22 protein-coding genes are annotated in these 17,381 nt (G+C 40.8%); 13 read left to right on the top strand and 9 right to left on the bottom strand.

The annotated features are described in order from the left end of the window. Positions 1-16 precede the first annotated feature (16 nt). From rpmJ to rplQ, 6 genes are all read left to right on the top strand, one after another. Entirely contained in the window at positions 17-130 is a 114-nt protein-coding gene (gene rpmJ, locus VCASEI_RS11590; RefSeq protein WP_000868186.1) for a 50S ribosomal protein L36, read from the top strand. A gap of 159 nt (positions 131-289) precedes the next feature. Further along, a complete protein-coding gene (rpsM, locus tag VCASEI_RS11585) occupies positions 290-646 on the top strand; it encodes a 30S ribosomal protein S13 (RefSeq protein WP_086962090.1) in 357 nt (118 codons plus the stop codon). Between the two features lie 21 nt (positions 647-667). Next, positions 668-1,057: a 30S ribosomal protein S11 gene (gene rpsK / locus VCASEI_RS11580; protein WP_027697910.1), complete on the top strand. Its 390-nt coding sequence runs from the start codon at positions 668-670 to the stop codon at positions 1,055-1,057. Positions 1,058-1,086: 29 nt separating this feature from the next. Continuing rightward, positions 1,087-1,707: a 30S ribosomal protein S4 gene (rpsD, locus tag VCASEI_RS11575; protein ID WP_086962088.1), complete on the top strand. Its 621-nt coding sequence runs from the start codon at positions 1,087-1,089 to the stop codon at positions 1,705-1,707. Positions 1,708-1,731: 24 nt separating this feature from the next. After that, positions 1,732-2,724 carry a DNA-directed RNA polymerase subunit alpha gene (locus VCASEI_RS11570; protein ID WP_017026372.1) on the top strand — a complete coding sequence of 331 codons (993 nt, stop codon included), beginning with the start codon at positions 1,732-1,734 and terminating at the stop codon, positions 2,722-2,724. A 26-nt stretch (positions 2,725-2,750) separates the two neighbouring features. Beyond that, positions 2,751-3,137 carry a 50S ribosomal protein L17 gene (gene rplQ / locus VCASEI_RS11565; protein WP_086962086.1) on the top strand — a complete coding sequence of 129 codons (387 nt, stop codon included), beginning with the start codon at positions 2,751-2,753 and terminating at the stop codon, positions 3,135-3,137. 206 nt (positions 3,138-3,343) lie between these two features. On the opposite strand, the gene VCASEI_RS11560 is transcribed toward rplQ, so the two are convergent. After that, positions 3,344-3,820, bottom strand: a complete 477-nt coding sequence (locus VCASEI_RS11560) for a DUF2780 domain-containing protein (RefSeq protein ID WP_086962084.1) — start codon at positions 3,818-3,820, stop codon at positions 3,344-3,346. Between the two features lie 111 nt (positions 3,821-3,931). Next, positions 3,932-4,552 (bottom strand): FKBP-type peptidyl-prolyl cis-trans isomerase, encoded by a 621-nt coding sequence (locus VCASEI_RS11555; protein WP_086962082.1) that lies wholly within the window; start codon positions 4,550-4,552, stop codon positions 3,932-3,934. A 176-nt stretch (positions 4,553-4,728) separates the two neighbouring features. Here VCASEI_RS11555 and VCASEI_RS11550 point away from each other — a divergent pair, with 176 nt between their 5' ends. Further along, complete coding sequence (locus VCASEI_RS11550) at positions 4,729-5,385, top strand: LysM-like peptidoglycan-binding domain-containing protein (protein WP_089110764.1); 657 nt, start codon at positions 4,729-4,731, stop codon at positions 5,383-5,385. Between the two features lie 84 nt (positions 5,386-5,469). Here VCASEI_RS11550 and VCASEI_RS11545 read toward each other — a convergent pair whose 3' ends face one another. Beyond that, entirely contained in the window at positions 5,470-5,928 is a 459-nt protein-coding gene (locus VCASEI_RS11545; protein WP_086962080.1) for a GNAT family N-acetyltransferase, read from the bottom strand. Positions 5,929-6,159: 231 nt separating this feature from the next. Here VCASEI_RS11545 and cobA point away from each other — a divergent pair, with 231 nt between their 5' ends. The 5 genes from cobA (at position 6,160) to cysC (ending at position 11,957) form a co-directional block, all read left to right on the top strand. Beyond that, on the top strand, positions 6,160-7,035 hold the full coding sequence (gene cobA / locus VCASEI_RS11540; RefSeq protein WP_086962078.1) for a uroporphyrinogen-III C-methyltransferase: 876 nt from the start codon (positions 6,160-6,162) through the stop codon (positions 7,033-7,035). Between the two features lie 63 nt (positions 7,036-7,098). Further along, a complete protein-coding gene (cysD, locus tag VCASEI_RS11535) occupies positions 7,099-8,007 on the top strand; it encodes a sulfate adenylyltransferase subunit CysD (protein WP_086962076.1) in 909 nt (302 codons plus the stop codon). Between the two features lie 77 nt (positions 8,008-8,084). Further along, the gene (gene cysN / locus VCASEI_RS11530; RefSeq protein WP_089110765.1) at positions 8,085-9,536 is read left to right on the top strand and encodes a sulfate adenylyltransferase subunit CysN; all 1,452 of its coding nucleotides are present in this window, start codon (positions 8,085-8,087) and stop codon (positions 9,534-9,536) included. Positions 9,537-9,560: 24 nt separating this feature from the next. Next, positions 9,561-11,285: an SLC13 family permease gene (locus VCASEI_RS11525; protein WP_086962072.1), complete on the top strand. Its 1,725-nt coding sequence runs from the start codon at positions 9,561-9,563 to the stop codon at positions 11,283-11,285. Between the two features lie 60 nt (positions 11,286-11,345). Continuing rightward, a complete protein-coding gene (gene cysC / locus VCASEI_RS11520; RefSeq protein ID WP_089110766.1) occupies positions 11,346-11,957 on the top strand; it encodes an adenylyl-sulfate kinase in 612 nt (203 codons plus the stop codon). Between the two features lie 110 nt (positions 11,958-12,067). On the opposite strand, the gene VCASEI_RS11515 is transcribed toward cysC, so the two are convergent. The 5 genes from VCASEI_RS11515 to VCASEI_RS11495 form a co-directional block, all read right to left on the bottom strand. Further along, a complete protein-coding gene (locus VCASEI_RS11515) occupies positions 12,068-12,607 on the bottom strand; it encodes a DUF3299 domain-containing protein (protein ID WP_089110767.1) in 540 nt (179 codons plus the stop codon). A gap of 3 nt (positions 12,608-12,610) precedes the next feature. Next, the gene (locus VCASEI_RS11510) at positions 12,611-13,870 is read right to left on the bottom strand and encodes an ABC transporter permease (protein ID WP_086962068.1); all 1,260 of its coding nucleotides are present in this window, start codon (positions 13,868-13,870) and stop codon (positions 12,611-12,613) included. Continuing rightward, complete coding sequence (locus VCASEI_RS11505) at positions 13,870-14,601, bottom strand: ABC transporter ATP-binding protein (RefSeq protein WP_086962143.1); 732 nt, start codon at positions 14,599-14,601, stop codon at positions 13,870-13,872. Before VCASEI_RS11505 ends, VCASEI_RS11510 begins: the two co-directional genes overlap by 1 nt. Before the next feature lie 108 nt (positions 14,602-14,709). Further along, positions 14,710-15,318, bottom strand: a complete 609-nt coding sequence (gene zrgA / locus VCASEI_RS11500) for a zinc uptake protein ZrgA (RefSeq protein ID WP_110957803.1) — start codon at positions 15,316-15,318, stop codon at positions 14,710-14,712. A 146-nt stretch (positions 15,319-15,464) separates the two neighbouring features. Next, the gene (locus tag VCASEI_RS11495) at positions 15,465-16,016 is read right to left on the bottom strand and encodes a YtfJ family protein (protein WP_374701003.1); all 552 of its coding nucleotides are present in this window, start codon (positions 16,014-16,016) and stop codon (positions 15,465-15,467) included. A 303-nt stretch (positions 16,017-16,319) separates the two neighbouring features. On the opposite strand from VCASEI_RS11495, the gene VCASEI_RS11490 reads away from it, so the two are divergent. After that, on the top strand, positions 16,320-16,535 hold the full coding sequence (locus VCASEI_RS11490) for a DUF1107 family protein (RefSeq protein ID WP_086962063.1): 216 nt from the start codon (positions 16,320-16,322) through the stop codon (positions 16,533-16,535). 166 nt (positions 16,536-16,701) lie between these two features. On the opposite strand, the gene msrA is transcribed toward VCASEI_RS11490, so the two are convergent. After that, positions 16,702-17,334: a peptide-methionine (S)-S-oxide reductase MsrA gene (msrA, locus tag VCASEI_RS11485; RefSeq protein WP_086962061.1), complete on the bottom strand. Its 633-nt coding sequence runs from the start codon at positions 17,332-17,334 to the stop codon at positions 16,702-16,704. Between the last annotated feature and the right edge of the window lie 47 nt (positions 17,335-17,381).

Here is a 17,381-nt window from a genome sequence, read left to right as displayed (position 1 = left end):
TTTACGGAGTTTAGCAATGAAAGTTCGTGCTTCCGTTAAAAAAATCTGTCGTAACTGTAAAGTTATCAAGCGCAACGGTGTTGTGCGTGTAATTTGCAGTGAGCCAAAGCATAAGCAACGCCAAGGCTAATTAGCAGAAATTTTTACTTGAAATATGAGGGCAGGCCGAGTATATTCCTCGGCCTACCTTTTGTGTGCAAAAGAAGTAGTAAACCGCTGCGTATCCTCTACGGGCTTTGCAGCGGATAATTCTTTTAAGAAAAGTACTTTAAGTACTATGGAGTGAATAGTGGCCCGTATAGCAGGCATTAACATTCCTGATCAAAAGCATGCGGTAATTGCATTAACTGCAATTTACGGCATCGGTAAAACTCGTTCTCAAGCTATTTTAGCTGAAATGGGTATTGCTGAAGATGTTAAGATCAGTGAACTAACTGAAGAGCAGATTGATCAACTGCGTGATGGTGTAGCTAAATACACTGTAGAAGGTGATCTACGTCGTGAAGTATCGATGAACATCAAGCGTCTTATGGACCTTGGTTGTTACCGCGGTCTTCGTCATCGTCGCAGTCTACCACTACGTGGACAGCGTACTAAAACCAACGCTCGCACCCGTAAAGGTCCGCGCAAGCCGATCAAAAAATAATCGGATAAGGTAGAGAGTACAATGGCAAAACAACCAACACGCACGCGTAAACGCGTTCGCAAGCAAGTAGCAGATGGCGTAGCGCACATCCATGCTTCTTTTAACAACACAATCGTGACCATCACTGACCGTCAAGGTAATGCTCTTTCTTGGGCAACTGCTGGTGGTTCAGGTTTCCGTGGTTCTCGTAAATCTACGCCGTTCGCAGCACAAGTTGCAGCTGAACGCGCAGGTGAAATGGCCAAAGAATATGGCCTAAAGAACTTGGAAGTTATGGTTAAGGGCCCAGGTCCTGGTCGTGAGTCTACAATCCGTGCTCTAAATGCATTGGGTTACCGCATTACAAACATTGTTGATGCAACTCCGATCCCTCATAACGGTTGTCGTCCACCTAAGAAACGTCGCGTTTAATTCGTTTCTAGGAATATTGGAGAAAGATCATGGCAAGATATTTGGGCCCTAAGCTTAAGCTTAGTCGTCGTGAAGGTACTGACTTATTTCTTAAGTCAGGTGTCCGCGCGATCGATACCAAGTGTAAAATTGATAACGCACCAGGTGTACACGGCGCTCGTCGCGGTCGTCTATCTGAGTTTGGCGTTCAGCTTCGTGAGAAGCAAAAAGTTCGTCGTATGTTCGGCGTACTAGAAAAACAATTCCGCAACTACTACAAAGAAGCTGCACGCCTTAAGGGCAATACAGGTGAAAACCTGCTTCAACTTCTTGAAGGTCGTTTAGATAATGTTGTTTACCGTATGGGTTTTGGTGCTACTCGCGCTGAATCACGTCAACTAGTTAGCCATAAAGCTATCTTAGTAAACGGCAAAGTAGTTAACGTTCCTTCATTCAAAGTTAAGGCTAACGATGTTGTTTCTATCCGTGAAAAAGCTAAACAGCAATCACGTATTAAGGCTGCTCTAGAAGTTGCTGAACAACGCGAAAAACCAACTTGGATTGAAGTAGATGCTAGCAAGATGGAAGGTGTGTTTAAACGCATCCCAGAGCGTTCTGATCTATCTGCTGACATCAACGAACACTTGATCGTCGAACTTTACTCTAAGTAAGGTTTAAACAAAAGAGAGGACACAATGCAGGGTTCTGTAACAGAATTTCTTAAGCCACGTCTTGTTGACATCGAACAGATCAGCACGACACATGCAAAAGTAACTCTTGAGCCTTTAGAGCGTGGTTTTGGCCACACTTTAGGTAATGCACTTCGCCGTATTCTTTTATCTTCTATGCCAGGTTGTGCTGTAACAGAAGTTGAGATTGAAGGCGTTCTACACGAGTACAGTACCAAAGAAGGTGTACAAGAAGATATCCTAGAGATCCTTCTTAACCTGAAAGGGCTTGCTGTAAGTGTTGCCGAAGGCAAAGATGAAGTGTTTATTACACTAAAAAAATCAGGCTCGGGCCCTGTTGTTGCAGGTGACATCATCCATGATGGTGATGTAGAGATCGCTAACCCAGAACACGTTATTTGTCACCTAACGGATGACAAAGCTGAAATCGCTATGCGAATTAAAGTACAACGTGGTCGTGGTTATGTTCCGTCTTCAGCTCGTATCCATACTGAAGAAGATGAGCGTCCAATTGGTCGTCTACTTGTTGATGCTACTTATAGCCCGGTTGATAAAATCGCCTATGCAGTAGAGGCAGCGCGTGTAGAACAACGTACCGATTTAGACAAACTTGTCATCGATATGGAAACGAATGGTACTTTGGAACCTGAGGAAGCAATTCGTCGTGCAGCTACAATTTTAGCTGAACAACTTGATGCGTTCGTAGATCTTCGTGATGTACGTGTACCAGAAGAGAAAGAAGAGAAGCCGGAGTTCGATCCTATTCTACTGCGTCCTGTAGACGATCTTGAACTAACAGTTCGCTCTGCTAACTGCTTAAAAGCAGAAGCGATTCACTACATCGGTGATCTTGTACAGCGTACTGAGGTTGAGCTTCTTAAAACGCCAAACCTTGGTAAGAAGTCTTTAACAGAGATTAAAGATGTTCTAGCGTCGCGCGGTCTGTCTCTAGGTATGCGCCTAGAAAACTGGCCACCAGCGTCGATTGCTGAAGATTAATTGATATTAGTTAGAAGGATTAGGTCATGCGCCATCGTAAGAGTGGTCGTCAACTCAACCGCAACAGCAGCCATCGTAAAGCGATGTTTAGCAACATGGCTAGCTCTCTAGTTCGTCATGAAGTTATCAAGACAACTTTGCCTAAGGCAAAAGAGCTTCGCCGCGTAGTTGAGCCTTTGATTACACTAGCTAAGACTGACAGCGTTGCTAACCGTCGTCTAGCATTTGCTCGCACTCGTGATAACGAAGTGGTAGCAAAATTATTTAATGAATTAGGTCCACGTTTCGCTGCCCGTCAAGGCGGTTATACTCGTATCCTAAAAGCTGGCTTCCGTACTGGTGATAAAGCTCCAATGGCATACATTGAGCTTGTTGATCGTCCAGAAGTAGCAGCTGAACAAGCTGCTGAATAAGCGAAAGTTAAATAATAGAAAACGCCGAGTATTTATACTCGGCGTTTTTTTTTGCTTTTCATTCATGGTCATTGGGTTTTTATCTAGTTTAGAAAGTAATTTACAGCCGGATAGTATAAAGATTAAATTAGTGGAATACTCTGATAGAGAAATGCCACCTTATATAAATATAAAGTGGCATTATTTATAATCGAATCGTCGGAATTTTATTTCCAGAGACTAGTTAACGAGCCTAATAAACCACTGCTAGCACCTTGATTACCTAAGTAGTCTAGGATAATTGGTGCAAATTGTTCGACCATAGAGCTGTCGAGCCCTAACTTTTCAAATGCAGTTTTTACGGCCGCCATACTATCCAGTGAGCTGCTTGCTGTTTGAGCACTTCCAAGCAAAGAAGAGAGTTTAGGTGAAAGGCTTGATAATTCAGAAGCAGAAGGGCCGGATAGTTGATTTGAAGCCATTGCTAATAACGCACTTGCTCCACCGGCGGCTTGAGTTGATGATACGCCGAGTTGATCAGTGAGTGCATTGACTAAGCCGGTACTGCTTTTAGCTGAATCATTCAGTTGTGTAGCAAGTTTCGTGACTGAATCTGAATCTTTATCCCCCAGTCCAAATAAAGCATAACTAGGCGCTGATATGACTATGCTTGCAGCAATAATAGATGTAATAACTTTCTTCATTAAAAAATCCACACATGTTGATAACAGGTAACTAGTTATAAACTTTTTTGTGACATAAAAAAAGCAGCGATTGCTGCTTTTCATTTAATATTATAATTGATAGTTAACTAATTATAGTATTGCTAGAAGTTCAACTTCAAAGACTAACGCTGCAAATGGAGGAATAGCCGCACCTGCACCACGTTCACCATAGGCAAGATCTTGTGGGATATACAGTTTCCATTTTGAACCTACAGGCATTAGTTGCAGAGCTTCAACCCAACCTGCGATAACACCTGTCACAGGGAATTCTGCTGGCTGGCCACGTTGTACAGAACTGTCAAAAACGGTACCGTCAGTTAATTGCCCATGGTAATGAACGCGTACTTGTTTATCTGAAGTCGGAATATCACCAGTACCTTCAGTCATTACTTCATATTGAAGGCCTGATTCAAGAACAGTTACTTCAGAGCGAAGCGCGTTATCTTTTAAGAATACTTCACCATCAGCTGCAGCAACTTTTGCTAGTTCAGCACGTTGTTCTTCTGCACGCGTATGCAAATCACGTAGTGCATTGTTGATTTCATCCACTTCGATTTCTGGCATGTCACCAGTTAATGAAGTAGCAATACCTTTTGCGATAGCTGCAACGTTAAGGCCTTCAAGGCCACTACCTGCAAGTTGCTGACCCATTTGTAGACCAATACCGTAGCTAGCTTTTTGTTCAACAGTTTCTAATTTAACTTCAGACATGCGAATCTCTTGTTTACTTAAATGAAGTAGTAAGGATATCAGTTCTCATACTTAGATGAAACTTTGAGTCAATAAAATGCTTAACCGTGCAGGGGCTTGCTAGATTTTGTAATATACTGACAAAAAGATCCGTTTATTGAATATCCTTGTTGAAAATAAAAATAGGATGAATATAAGTGAACCAACGAAAGAAAATTAGTCCGAGCTATCTAAGGCGAATTTGGGATGTTGCCGCTGGCATAAACTTTACTGCTTGTATTGTTAGAACTTGGAAGCGCTTACCTAAGCTTCACCAGCGTGCTTTGATGATTCTTATGCCTCTTGTTATCATCTTGTTTTTATTTCCATCGGGCTCAGGTTCTATTAAATCTGACGTTCCTGTAGGGAGTGAAAAAGTTGTTGTCTCTCGAGTTGCTGTTCCATTAATCATTGATGGTGAAGAAACTAATGCGACTAAGCCTAGACCAAAAGTTGAAAAGGTTGATCAACAAAGAGTGTCTCTTAGTGGGCCGCAATCGAATGAACAAGCTGAGCCTGAAAAAAAACCAGTTAGTAATAATGCCGGACCAGAGCCTTGGCATGATTACACGGTTAAGAAAGGAGATACGCTCTCTCAAGTTTTTAGAAGTAATAATTTGTCATTATCTGATCTGAATACTCTTGTGGCGATAGAAGGAAAAGATAAGCCTTTAAGTCAAATACAATATGGTCAACGTATCCGCTATAAATTAACCAACCGTGGTGATTTGGATATTTTACAAATAGAGAAAGATGAAGGGCCTGTGATGTTTTTCCGTTTATCCAGCGGGGGCTTTGCCCGTAGTCAGCCTTAACTAGTTTATAGATATATTTTTGAATTAGCCTAGTGACTTAGGCTAAGTAACTCATTGTATATTTAGTCGCTTTGTCTTTAAAAATTATTCCTGAAAGGGATTACGCTGCATATCAATATGAGGTATATCATCTTCTAAGTATACTTCTGACACTCGTAAGAAATCATGTCGTTGATAGAAATGTTCTAAATGTGCTTGAGCGCCAATTGTAATGGTTTGTTCTCCCCATATTTTCATACTGTATTCAATAGCATTTTGCATTAGTTGATGACCTAACCCCCCACCTCTGTGGTCGATGGCTGTCGCGACTCTGCCGATACTCACCGTATCATAGCTAATCCCTTCTGCTAATAAACGCGCGCAAGCAATTACTTTTTCATCTTGATATCCTATTAAATGATAGACATCTTTATGGGTATCTTTTCCGTCAAGCTCAGGGTAGGGACAATTTTGCTCAACAACGAAAGTATCCACTCTTAACTTTAATATTTCGTATAACTCACTTACGTTTAATTGTTCAAATTTCAAACACTTCCATTGCATATCTTTTTAATCCATTTTTATTAATAAGTACTAACTTAATCGAGTTTTTCTCTGAGTCAAGCTTTCAAAAGTTCATGCTTAATTTGATATCAGATAGTAAGAGCATCTGCTCAAAATAATCCCTTAGCAGTTATTCGAATAAAAAATGAAATTTTAGCATTTCAGGTAATAAGCGGAGATCGTCATAATGAATCATTGTTATTTGATTATTGAAGAAAGAGCATTATTTGTATGGATACAATCAAACTATTTCCCAGTAAAAAAAAGGAAAGTAGTTCCAATGAGTCGGAGTTGTCATTGGTGGCTTTTTCTCAATTTACTCGCAGTCAATTACAAGCTGGTACGGTTGCTTTAATTGGGGCGGGGCCTGGTGATGCTGAGCTTTTAACGATTAAAGCTTTGTCTTATCTACAGCAAGCTGATGTCGTTTTATATGACTATTTAGTGTCGGATGACATTATGGCACTGATTCCAAATTCGACGATTTTGGTGTGTGTAGGGAAAAAGGCAGGTCATCATAGTGTCCCCCAACATAAGACAAATCAGCTGTTAGTCGATTTTGCTACACAAGGTTACAAAGTGGCAAGAATTAAAGGAGGCGATCCTTTTATTTTCGGTCGTGGCGGAGAAGAGTTGGAAGTTCTAGCTGATGCAGGTATTCAGTTTGAAGTGATCCCCGGGATTACTTCAGCAGCCGGTGCGACGGCTTATGCTGGGATTCCTCTCACTCATCGAGATTATGCTCAATCAGCCCTGTTTATCACTGGTCATTTGAAATCCGAAGAGGATCAGATGGATTGGACTACTTTGGCGCGTGGTCATCAAACGCTTGTGATTTATATGGGATTGATGAAGTCGAGCCATATACAAGAACAATTGATCAAACATGGTCGTAGTACTTCAACACCACTTGCGATTATTGAACGTGGCACGCAAAAACAGCAAAAAGTATTACTGGGCCAATTATCTGATTTATCCACTTTAGCTCAGCAAGCACAATCGCCTTCTTTGATTGTGGTCGGAGAAGTTGTGCAGCTTGCAAAGAAATTGAGTTGGTTTCAAACAGAAAACCAAATCACAAAACAAACCCAAAAAGTCGCGGTTTAGCCACACGCTAACGACGAACTTATTGAACAGACATGCTTATAAGAGCGATAAGGAAATAGTGACATGGACCAAGAACGTTTGACCCACTTACAGCAATTGGAAGCGGAAAGTATTCACATCATTCGTGAAGTTGCTGCGGAATTTGATAACCCCGTGATGATGTATTCAATTGGTAAAGATTCTGCGGTGATGCTGCACTTAGCTCGTAAAGCTTTTTACCCCGGTAAAATTCCATTCCCACTTTTGCATGTGGACACGGATTGGAAATTTAAAGAGATGATTGAGTTTCGTGATCGTACTGCTGAAAAATATGGCTTTGAATTGTTAGTGCATAAAAATCCTGAAGGTATGGCGATGGGGTGTAATCCATTTGTACATGGATCATCCAAGCATACCGACATCATGAAAACTCAAGGATTGAAACAGGCACTGAATAAATATGGTTTTGATGCCGCCTTTGGTGGTGCCCGTCGTGATGAAGAAAAATCTCGCGCCAAAGAGCGTGTGTATTCTTTCCGTGATAAGCACCATGGTTGGGATCCTAAAAATCAACGTCCAGAGCTATGGAAGACTTATAACGGTCAAGTAAATAAAGGCGAGAGTATTCGAGTATTCCCATTATCAAATTGGACTGAGCTCGATATCTGGCAATATATCTATCTAGAAAACATTGACATTGTGCCCTTATATTTAGCAGCCGTTCGTCCAGTTGTTGACCGTGATGGCATGCTGATCATGGTGGATGATGACCGTTTTGTGTTTGAAGAAGGGGAAACCGTTGAACACAAAAGTGTGCGTTTTAGAACGTTAGGCTGCTACCCATTAACAGGCGCTGTCGAGTCTAACGCCGCAACGTTACCCGAAATTATCCAAGAAATGTTAGTGGCAACTTCAAGTGAAAGACAAGGGCGGGCTATCGATCATGACCAATCAGGGTCAATGGAATTGAAAAAACGCCAAGGCTATTTTTAAAAAACGATCTCCATATTTTCAGATTGTAACGCTCTAACGTTTACTCCTAGAGAGTGGTTATTAACAAGGATTTTAATATGAACGCAGCAGTAGAGGCCGAGTTGGCCGAATTGGGTATTGAAGGATACCTGACGCAACATCAATACAAATCATTAATGCGTTTTTTAACGTGTGGTTCGGTTGATGATGGTAAAAGTACTTTAATTGGTCGTTTGCTACATGATTCTAAGCAGATTTATGAAGATCAATTAGCCGCAGTCAATAATGATAGCCAACGTGTTGGCACTACTGGTGAGCGCCCGGACTTAGCACTTCTAGTGGATGGGTTGCAAGCTGAGCGCGAGCAAGGGATAACGATTGATGTTGCCTACCGTTATTTCTCGACACAAAAGCGTAAGTTCATTATTGCCGATACGCCTGGGCATGAACAATACACACGGAATATGGCAACAGGGGCGTCGACTTGTGATGTAGCTGTTATCTTGATAGATGCTCGTAAGGGCGTATTAGACCAAACTCGTCGTCATTCCTTCATTGCCAGTTTATTGGGAATTCGTCATTTTGTGGTTGCGGTTAATAAAATGGACTTGGTGGAGTACTCACAAGCTCGCTTTGAAGAAATTCGCCAAGAATATTTTGAATTTGCTAAAAACCTAAATCAAGATATTGATATTCAACTGATCCCTATATCGGCGCTAGAAGGTGACAATGTGGTGGATCAAACTGAAAATCTTGCTTGGTATCAAGGCCTACCATTATTACAAATATTAGAGAATATTGATTTAAGCCAAGCGCATACACAAGGTGAATTCCGTTTACCTATTCAGTATGTAAACCGTCCTAACTTAGATTTTCGTGGTTTTTGTGGAACCATTGCAAATGGCACGATTGCGGTTGGCGATAGCGTAACGGTTTTGCCCTCTGGAAAAAGTTCAAAAGTGGCCCGTATTGTTACCTTTGATGGTGATCTCGACTCTGCGCGTGCAGGGCAAGCGATCACTTTGACTTTAGAAGATGAGATAGACATTAGCCGTGGTGACTTGTTAGTACCTATTGGTGCTTCAATTAAAGCCACCAATCAATTCTTAGCGGATGTGGTATGGATGACGGAACAACCTTTAATTGCTGGGCGTCAATACGATATTAAAGTTGCGGGAAAACAAACCATTGGCCAATTAGAGTCGATTAAGTATCAATATGACATCAATAAACTTGAGCAATTTGATGCCAAAGAATTACCACTTAATGGCATTGGATTATGTGAGATTTCGTTAACTGAAACGGTCGCTTTAGATAAATATACCGATTGTGAAGATACGGGCGGTTTCATTTTTATTGATAGACTCACTAACGTTACCGTGGGAGCCGGTATGATCCGTGAGCGTCTGATCGAACAACAAACGACAACCGAAAACTTGAGCTTTGAAGTTGAGTTAAACGCGCTTATCCGCAAGCATTTCCCACATTGGGAAGCCAAAGATATCAGCCAACTTTTTTCGGCGTCTGCGCCCAAAGATGTAAAAAAGTAGGGATATCAAATAGTGGAATATGCCATGTGGGATAAATGGTTTGTCTTAATATTGCTAGTGTCCATCATTGGCTGTTTGATCTTTACTAAGATCAAACCTAGTTTTATTTTTGCGGCGGCCGCTTTAGTTTCTTTTATGAGCGGAGCGGTTGATCTCGATGGCATTGCGATGAATTTTACCAATTCATCGCTTCTTACTTTGGTATTGCTGATTCTAGCATCATGTGCTTTAGAAAAAACACGGCTGATCAGTTGGATTAGTCGCCATATTTCTAAAGGACGATTAGGGACAGTTGTCGCCAAATTAGGTTTTTCTACGGCTTTTTTATCGTCTTTCACTAATAATACCGCCGTGGTGGTGTCTTTGATTGGTGCGATTAAGCGCAATCAGGCTCATGCGCCATCACGTTTATTGATCCCTCTTTCTTACGCCGCGATTTTAGGGGGGACCTTAACGTTGATTGGTACCTCCACGAATTTAATTATTAATAGTTTTGTCGTCGATGCTGGTTTGCCGAGCTTAGGTTTTTTTGCTCCAACTTTCATCGGTTTAGCCGTGTTAGTGTTTGGCGTATTAATCTTAATCCCTCTTAGTTATGTTTTACCCCAAAGTGATAGTAACGAACAAGATGATTTGCCTTATTTTCTTGAGGCGAGAGTGGAATCAGGCTCGCCATTAATTGGAAAAAGTATTGCTGAAAATAATTTGCGTGCTTTACGTAAACTCTTTTTAGCTGAAGTTATCCGCGATGGCGTCACTATGCCTTCGGTGACACCAGAGTTGATATTATTGGAAAAAGATCGATTATTGTTTTGTGGTGATGTTGAAAGTGTTGCCACATTGCAAGAAATTCCGGGTATTACCTTATTTGGTCAGCATCATCTTAATGGACAAAGTTTTATGGAGGTGGTCGTCAGTCAGTCGGCATCTATTTGCAATAAGACTTTAAAGTCGAGTCAATTTAGAGATCGTTTTGATGCCGTAGTGGTAGCTATTCGCCGTGGGCATGAACGATTAGAAGGCGGTTTGGGCAGTGTGAAATTAGCGGCAGGAGATACTTTAGTTCTTGTTCCGGGCAAAGGGTTTCATTCTGCAAGACAAGATAATGCTAAAGAATTTGTACTGGTTAATGATCTCGATTCAAGCGCTAAGCTAGATAGTCAAAAGTCGGCCATTGTGCTTTTGGGTTTTGCGGCAGTGATTGGTTTATCGCTGACAGGAGTGATCCCAATCATTAAAGGGTTAGCGGGGTATATCGTGGTTATGCTTGCGATTGGTGCTATCGGGATCAGCGAGCTGCGTCGCCGTTTTCCGATTGATATTGTTGTTATTGTTGGCTCGGCACTATCGTTAGCGCAATTGATGATGTCTTCAGGTTTATCAAAACAAATGGGTGAGTTATTTATCTATTTTTTTAATGGCTGGGGGCCTATTGGAGCGCTGATTGCGACTTACTTATTAACCTTGATCCTAACGGAATTGATTACTAATAATGCGGCCGCTGCTTTGGCATTTCCTATTGGTTACAGCATGGCGGTTGGTTATGGTACCGATCCAATGCCATTTATTATGGCGGTACTCTTTGGTGCCAGCGCAAGCTTTATCTCTCCGTATGGTTATCAAACGAATCTATTAGTGTACAGCGTAGGAAATTATCATATTAAGGATTTTCTCAAGATTGGCATTCCACTTTCGATTGTTTATTCCATCGTAGTGCTGACTTTGATCCCTTATTTTTTCCCTTTTTAACGGATGTTATTTTTCATGAATAAGGCGTAATGGCCGACCATGACAGGATGAATTGAATTTATGAATGAAATAAAAAAAGATGAAAATGTCATTTGGCATCAACATCAAGTCACTAAACAGACCCGCTCCGTTCTGAAAAAACAAAAACCGGTTGTGCTATGGTTTACTGGCTTATCCGGTGCAGGGAAATCAACGGTGGCTGGAGCGTTAGAAATCCAACTCGCGGAACTTGGTCACCATACTTATTTACTTGATGGTGATAACGTTCGCCACGGCCTGTGTCGTGACTTGGGCTTTTCAGCGCAAGATCGTCGTGAGAATATTCGCCGTATTGGGGAGTTAGCGAAATTAATGGCCGATGCGGGGTTAATTGTACTTTCTGCTTTTATTTCACCGCACCGTGCAGAGCGTCAAATGGTGAGGGATTTATTGCCAGAGGGGGAGTTTATCGAAGTGTTTGTTAATGCACCTTTAGAGGTGTGCGAAAAGCGTGATCCTAAAGGCTTGTATAAAAAGGCAAGAGCAGGGGAGATCTCTAATTTCACCGGTATTGATTCTGAATATGAAGCGCCACTGCACCCAGAGATTGATCTCCCAGCAGGAGAGAAAAACTTGGATGAGTTAGTCGAGCAATGTTTATCAGTATTACGTGAAAAATTGATAATTGCTTAAGACTTAATAAGCGACGCGATATGTATCAGGGATTTTGACTCAGATGAATAAACAAGAAGGAGCATAATAACTCCTTTTTTGTTTGCTACTCAAATTCGATTTCAAAAGGGTTACATATCATCATATTCTTCAATATTATCTCCGAGCATGGTGTAGCCGGTTTGTGCTAATTCATGATCCAGTGTTTGAGTTTCTAGCTTTCCAATAACATACACCACATCCCAAAGTTGTTGCACGGGCGCACCTTTGGGAAACTTTACATAAATAATCTGATTTGGAGGTGGGGGTGGAACGTGTATACAAGCGCCAAAATAAGGCACTAATAAGAATTCGGTAATGGTATTTTCGTCACCTTCTAAGGGGATGACAAAGCCGGGGATTTTTACGTAGCTGCCATTTAATTCAGGACGAACATTACCAATGGGGTTCTGCTTAGCCGCGCCACCATTGTGGCCTCCTGGCGCAGGCATTCCAAGCTTATCAAAGTTTTTTTGCTCATTTATCGGCACTAAATCTATCCAATCTAAAGTAAGTGCTTCCTTGCCTTGAGATGCCTGAGCTAACGATGTATGAGTGATTATTAGTAATGAAGTTATTAGCAATAAAGCGGTTTTAATCAATAAATGAAACGGCTTTGTTAGAGTTCTCATAGATCACAACTTAATGGTCATGCCATCGGCAACAGAATGGCGATAGGCTTTAATTGATGGCAATAATCCAATGATCATGCCAGCTAATTGCACCAACATTAGTAGCATAATGTCGTGGTGGGATAAACCGGTCAGAGCTATTTTAATGCCGTATTGATGTTCAATGATCGGAGCTGAAACACTTAGCACAATGTAAAGTAAGCCAATACCAACACTGATACCAAAGAAGGTCAATGCACTTGCTTCACTCATTAATAAGAAAAAAATATGTTTAGGTTGCGCTCCCATCGCTCGTAAAATAGCCATTTCTCGACGACGTTCCTGTAGACTGGTGAGTAGACTGGTTAACATTCCGAGTAAACCTGCTACGACCACAAAACCTGAAATAATCATTAAAGCTTGCTCGGCGACTGACATCATTCCCCATAATTCACTAAGGGCGATGCCGGGTAAGATCGCACTTAAAGGTTCTTTAGGGTAGTTATTGATTTGTCTTTGCAGCATAAAGGTTTGAATTTTGGAATTTAGGCCAAGCATGAAAGCGGTGATTTGTTTAGGCTCAAATTGTTTATTTTCTAAAATATCTTTATTTGGTGTTTTACCTAGGTGGGCGCCTGATTCCCATCCGACATGAATAGCCTCTATTGCGGCTAAAGATACGTGAACGGTTTTGTCTACAGGTGTTCCAGTAGGTGAGATAATGCCCACTATTTTAAAGGGCAGATTTTTGTGACGGGTAAAGGCTTTATCGCTGATCCCATGAGCGATAATGATTTCATCGCCAATTTGATAATGGAGTTTTTTTGCAACATCAGAACCAATGACAGCGTCAAATAAGCTATGGAAAGCAGTACCTTGCTGGAATGTAAGTGGTTGCTTACTTCCGTAGCGGTAGAATTTGAAATAGTCAGAATTGGTCCCCATTACTCGAAAACCACGATGAGAATCACCTAAAGAAATTGGAATTGCCCACTTTACTTGTGGTAGGTGAGCGATGTCTTGGTAGCTTTTCCAATCAATATTGTTGGTGGCATTCCCTATGCGAAAGACGGAGTAAAGCAGTAAATTCACATCCCCCGAACGAGCCCCCACAATTAAGTCTGTGCTGGAGATGGTATTGGCAAAGCTACTTTTGGCTTGAGTGCGAATTTTCTCTACACCAAGCAGCAACACAACGGAAATGGCGACGGTTAATATGGTTAGCAAAGCCGTCGTCTTGCGATTAAGCAAACTTTTCCAAGCCAAAACAATAATAGCATTCATCAGATATCACCTTGTTGGTGAGAAAGAGACACTTGATTAATGTCGGTGAGTTCAATGGTTCGGTCAAAGTGTTTTTGTAGACTAGAATCATGACTGACAAAAATAATACTAGCTTGGCTGCGATTGGCCTCTTCAATCAATAATTGGATAAATGCTTGGCGATTATCGTGATCGAGAGAGGAAGTGGGTTCATCGGCAATAATGATTTGGGGTTGACCAATGAGGGCTCTTGCTGCGGCAACACGTTGCTGCTGACCAATACTTAAGTCGGATATTGGACGTTCAAATACCGACTTAGGCAGATGAAGGCGCTGTAATAAACGTTTAGCTTGCTCGATCAACGGTAAATCAGAGGTTTTGGTTTTTTGTGATCTTAACGGAGAAAAACGACAGGGCAGTAAGACATTTTCAATCACGGATAAGTAGGGCAATAAATTAAATTGCTGAAAAATATAACCAATATGATGCGCGCGAAATTGATCGCGTTTAGACGCAGTCAGTCGCTCTAAAGGTTGATTCAATACAGTGATACTTCCCGATTGGGGGGTAATTATACCGGTTAACAGGCTTAATAATGTCGACTTTCCACTTCCACTGGGACCTTTGATAAAAACATGTTGCTGCACTGGGATCTTGAGATCATCAATCAATAAGGTTGGTGTATCCTGCTTTGGCCACGTAAAACAAACTTTGTTTAATTGAATGGCAAATTCAGGTGTTGTGGTTGTCATAGGCATCTCGGGAAAAATATTAAAAGTAAGGGAGCGCTTCCTTTACCTTATTCTCTAAAGGGTGGTAAAACCAAGAAAAACGCTCTTACAATATGTATTAATAAAAATTTACCATTGAATGGTATTGCTCGGGTTTTTCAGTTCGATGTGCTGCTGATTGGCATCAGTTAACAAGTTAATATCAATCGTTTGAGTGGACGGGAATTGAGTAAACCATTGAGTTGAGATAGAAGATAATTGTTGAATATTATTGCATTGGAAGTGGTATTCCAATGTGAAAGTGCCATGCTGGTGGTCGTGGTCGTGGTCGTGGTCGTGGTCGTGGTCGTGGTCGTGGTCGTGGTCGTGGTCGTGGTGTGCCTCTTTTGTTTGGGCTATGTTGTCTTTTACACTGACATACTCGGCTTTACATTGCGCGTTTTCAGGTAAATGTAAGATGCTCTCTGGTTGCTTGAGTAAATGGGTCACTTGCTGATATCGCTTTTGGTCTTCATCCGATTTAGGTTGATGTTCAAACCCTAAGACATCATTTCCTGGGGAATTGATTTCGACCAACAATTCGTTACCATCTTGTACGATATTAAAGGTAACAAGGCCATGTACATGAGCCTCGTGTTGAATAAATTCATGTTGGTGAGCTTGTTCTGCAAACACGGAAGTGCAAATGGAAGATAAGCCAAGAAGTAAAAAAGGGGAATAAAAACGATTAGTAAACATGTTATGCACTCTCACAATAATGAAAAAGAAAAAGTGAGTCGGCACCATTTATAAGATACTATTCTCACCAAAGCTCAATTGTTATACTATAACAATTGAAGCGATGGCAAGTTAAATGTTATGTTATTACATTTAAATGGCGTTTATTATAGATTTTTTTTGATGATTTTCAGTACTTGAGTGATCTCTCCTATACTTAATTCACCTGTTTTATTAAATAAAACTCGGCCTGTTTTATCTTGTACAATGATTGTGGATGACTTAGGTTCGAGTTGCCATTGTTTTGCCGCGACGCCATTTTCATCTAATACCATAGATGACCATGGAAAGTCCTTCTTACCATCTTCTGCGGATGATTTTACAAACGATCCGGTTCCCCAAATCGCATCATCTTGATTAACTATGGTGGTGGTTTGGTAATTTTCTTCGGAAAATTCAGCTTTTGTAATTGCTGCCATTAAAGGGGCATTTAATGCTTTCGCCCCACTTCTTCCTGCGATGGCTTGAATCACTCTTACTTTTCCCAACATCAATTCAGTATTCCAGGGAAGATAAGATATCGTGTCATTTTCGATAAAAACCTCACCACCTTTTTCAACACTAACGGCGGGGACGCCTTTTCCAATCTGAATGTTGTTTGCTTGAGCAAATATTGGTGAGATGCACAATAGTAGGGCAATGGAAATTTTTCTTATTATCATTTTTAATACCTATTTTAGGACTATAAATTGAGACAGTGCTTATATAATAGCGCATAAAATCAAATGGAAAGCATGAATTGTTGATTGGCTCAATTTATGCATTAACATTACTGACTATAATAAATCAGTCGATGAGTTTTGCCTGATGTCACTGTTTTGAAGCATTTTTAATGTATCAAGGTGGCTGAATTGGTGTTTTACAACTATAAACAGAGGTATCCACGTTGTGATATTTCAACGTATTTGGATGTATCGGCCTGTTAAATCGTTGTCTCAAATAAAAAATCATGGGTTATTTAAATGAATATGCAGCCAAACTTTAATCGTTATCGTCCACTACAAATTGCGCGTTTTGTGAAAGTTATCTTCAAAGGGCATTTTGGTATCAAAGGTATTGGAGAGTTTTATTTTGACGGTGGTAAAGTTTTATTACCGGATGTATCGAATAAAAAACAATTGAAAGTGATGAAAGAGGTTAACTCTGCTATTGCTCAATTATCAGTTCAAGCCGGATAGGATGGGTGAAATCTTATTCGAATAAACCCTAAAAGACGCTAAATAAGAAATACCAAACTGATGGCAATCAAGGTTGTCTGTGGAAAAGAGACAACCTTTGCAGTTTTAGGTTAATGTTTATCTAATGCAGCCAAGCCAGTTTGCTGTATTGCTTGATGATGGGAAATTACAAGTTTGGTGGAAAACAGATCCCTGTGCCACCTATTCCACAGTAACCTTGAGGATTTTTAGCCAAATATTGTTGGTGATAGGTTTCTGCCAAATAATACTCATTGATAAGGGTGATTTCAGTCGTGATATTTTTACTTAAACTTTCACCAATCGCGGCCTGATAAGTGTGGCGACTTTCTAATGCAACATTTAAGTCATCTTGGCTTTCCGTATAAATGGCAGAACGATATTGAGTACCAATGTCATTACCTTGTCGCATACCTTGTGTTGGATCGTGATGTTCCCAGAACACGACTAAAATAGCTTGTAAGGTGATTTGAGTTGGGTCGAAAATCACGCGTACTACTTCGGTATGTCCCGTTTCACCACTGCAGACTTCTTGATAGGTTGGATTTTTAGTGTATCCGCCACTGTAGCCAACCGAGGTACTGATCACTCCGTCTAATTGCCAAAAGATTCGTTCAGCCCCCCAAAAGCAACCTAACCCCAGCAATACCTCTTTGCATCCTAGTGGTTTTTCAGCGGTGAGGTTCGTTTGGTTGATAAAATGAAGTTCAGAAATCATCATTTTTTCATCGCGACCGATTAAGGCTGTTTCTTTGGTCACTAATTTGTTTTTATTTGACATATTTGCACCTCATGTTGCTTTAGAGAAAAAGGAAAGTCTGGTAGTTT

The sequence above is a fragment of the Vibrio casei genome (genome assembly GCF_002218025.2).
Classification (GTDB): domain Bacteria; phylum Pseudomonadota; class Gammaproteobacteria; order Enterobacterales; family Vibrionaceae; genus Vibrio; species Vibrio casei.
The sequence above is the reverse complement of the archived record's forward strand: the minus strand, read 5'-3'. Positions and strand labels throughout refer to the sequence as shown.

Excerpts from the sequence above, each read along its gene's own strand:
- rpmJ (WP_000868186.1), top strand. The coding sequence starts at position 17 with ATGAAAGTTCGTGCTTCCGTTAAAAAAATCTGTCGTAACTGTAAAGTT.
- rpsK (WP_027697910.1), top strand. The coding sequence starts at position 668 with ATGGCAAAACAACCAACACGCACGCGTAAACGCGTTCGCAAGCAAGTA.
- rpsD (WP_086962088.1), top strand. The coding sequence starts at position 1,087 with ATGGCAAGATATTTGGGCCCTAAGCTTAAGCTTAGTCGTCGTGAAGGT.
- VCASEI_RS11570 (WP_017026372.1), top strand. The coding sequence starts at position 1,732 with ATGCAGGGTTCTGTAACAGAATTTCTTAAGCCACGTCTTGTTGACATC.
- rplQ (WP_086962086.1), top strand. The coding sequence starts at position 2,751 with ATGCGCCATCGTAAGAGTGGTCGTCAACTCAACCGCAACAGCAGCCAT.
- VCASEI_RS11560 (WP_086962084.1), bottom strand. The coding sequence starts at position 3,820 with ATGAAGAAAGTTATTACATCTATTATTGCTGCAAGCATAGTCATATCA.
- VCASEI_RS11555 (WP_086962082.1), bottom strand. The coding sequence starts at position 4,552 with ATGTCTGAAGTTAAATTAGAAACTGTTGAACAAAAAGCTAGCTACGGT.
- VCASEI_RS11545 (WP_086962080.1), bottom strand. The coding sequence starts at position 5,928 with ATGCAATGGAAGTGTTTGAAATTTGAACAATTAAACGTAAGTGAGTTA.
- cobA (WP_086962078.1), top strand. The coding sequence starts at position 6,160 with ATGGATACAATCAAACTATTTCCCAGTAAAAAAAAGGAAAGTAGTTCC.
- cysD (WP_086962076.1), top strand. The coding sequence starts at position 7,099 with ATGGACCAAGAACGTTTGACCCACTTACAGCAATTGGAAGCGGAAAGT.
- cysN (WP_089110765.1), top strand. The coding sequence starts at position 8,085 with ATGAACGCAGCAGTAGAGGCCGAGTTGGCCGAATTGGGTATTGAAGGA.
- VCASEI_RS11525 (WP_086962072.1), top strand. The coding sequence starts at position 9,561 with ATGTGGGATAAATGGTTTGTCTTAATATTGCTAGTGTCCATCATTGGC.
- cysC (WP_089110766.1), top strand. The coding sequence starts at position 11,346 with ATGAATGAAATAAAAAAAGATGAAAATGTCATTTGGCATCAACATCAA.
- VCASEI_RS11515 (WP_089110767.1), bottom strand. The coding sequence starts at position 12,607 with ATGAGAACTCTAACAAAGCCGTTTCATTTATTGATTAAAACCGCTTTA.
- VCASEI_RS11510 (WP_086962068.1), bottom strand. The coding sequence starts at position 13,870 with ATGAATGCTATTATTGTTTTGGCTTGGAAAAGTTTGCTTAATCGCAAG.
- VCASEI_RS11505 (WP_086962143.1), bottom strand. The coding sequence starts at position 14,601 with ATGACAACCACAACACCTGAATTTGCCATTCAATTAAACAAAGTTTGT.
- zrgA (WP_110957803.1), bottom strand. The coding sequence starts at position 15,318 with ATGTTTACTAATCGTTTTTATTCCCCTTTTTTACTTCTTGGCTTATCT.
- VCASEI_RS11490 (WP_086962063.1), top strand. The coding sequence starts at position 16,320 with ATGAATATGCAGCCAAACTTTAATCGTTATCGTCCACTACAAATTGCG.
- msrA (WP_086962061.1), bottom strand. The coding sequence starts at position 17,334 with ATGTCAAATAAAAACAAATTAGTGACCAAAGAAACAGCCTTAATCGGT.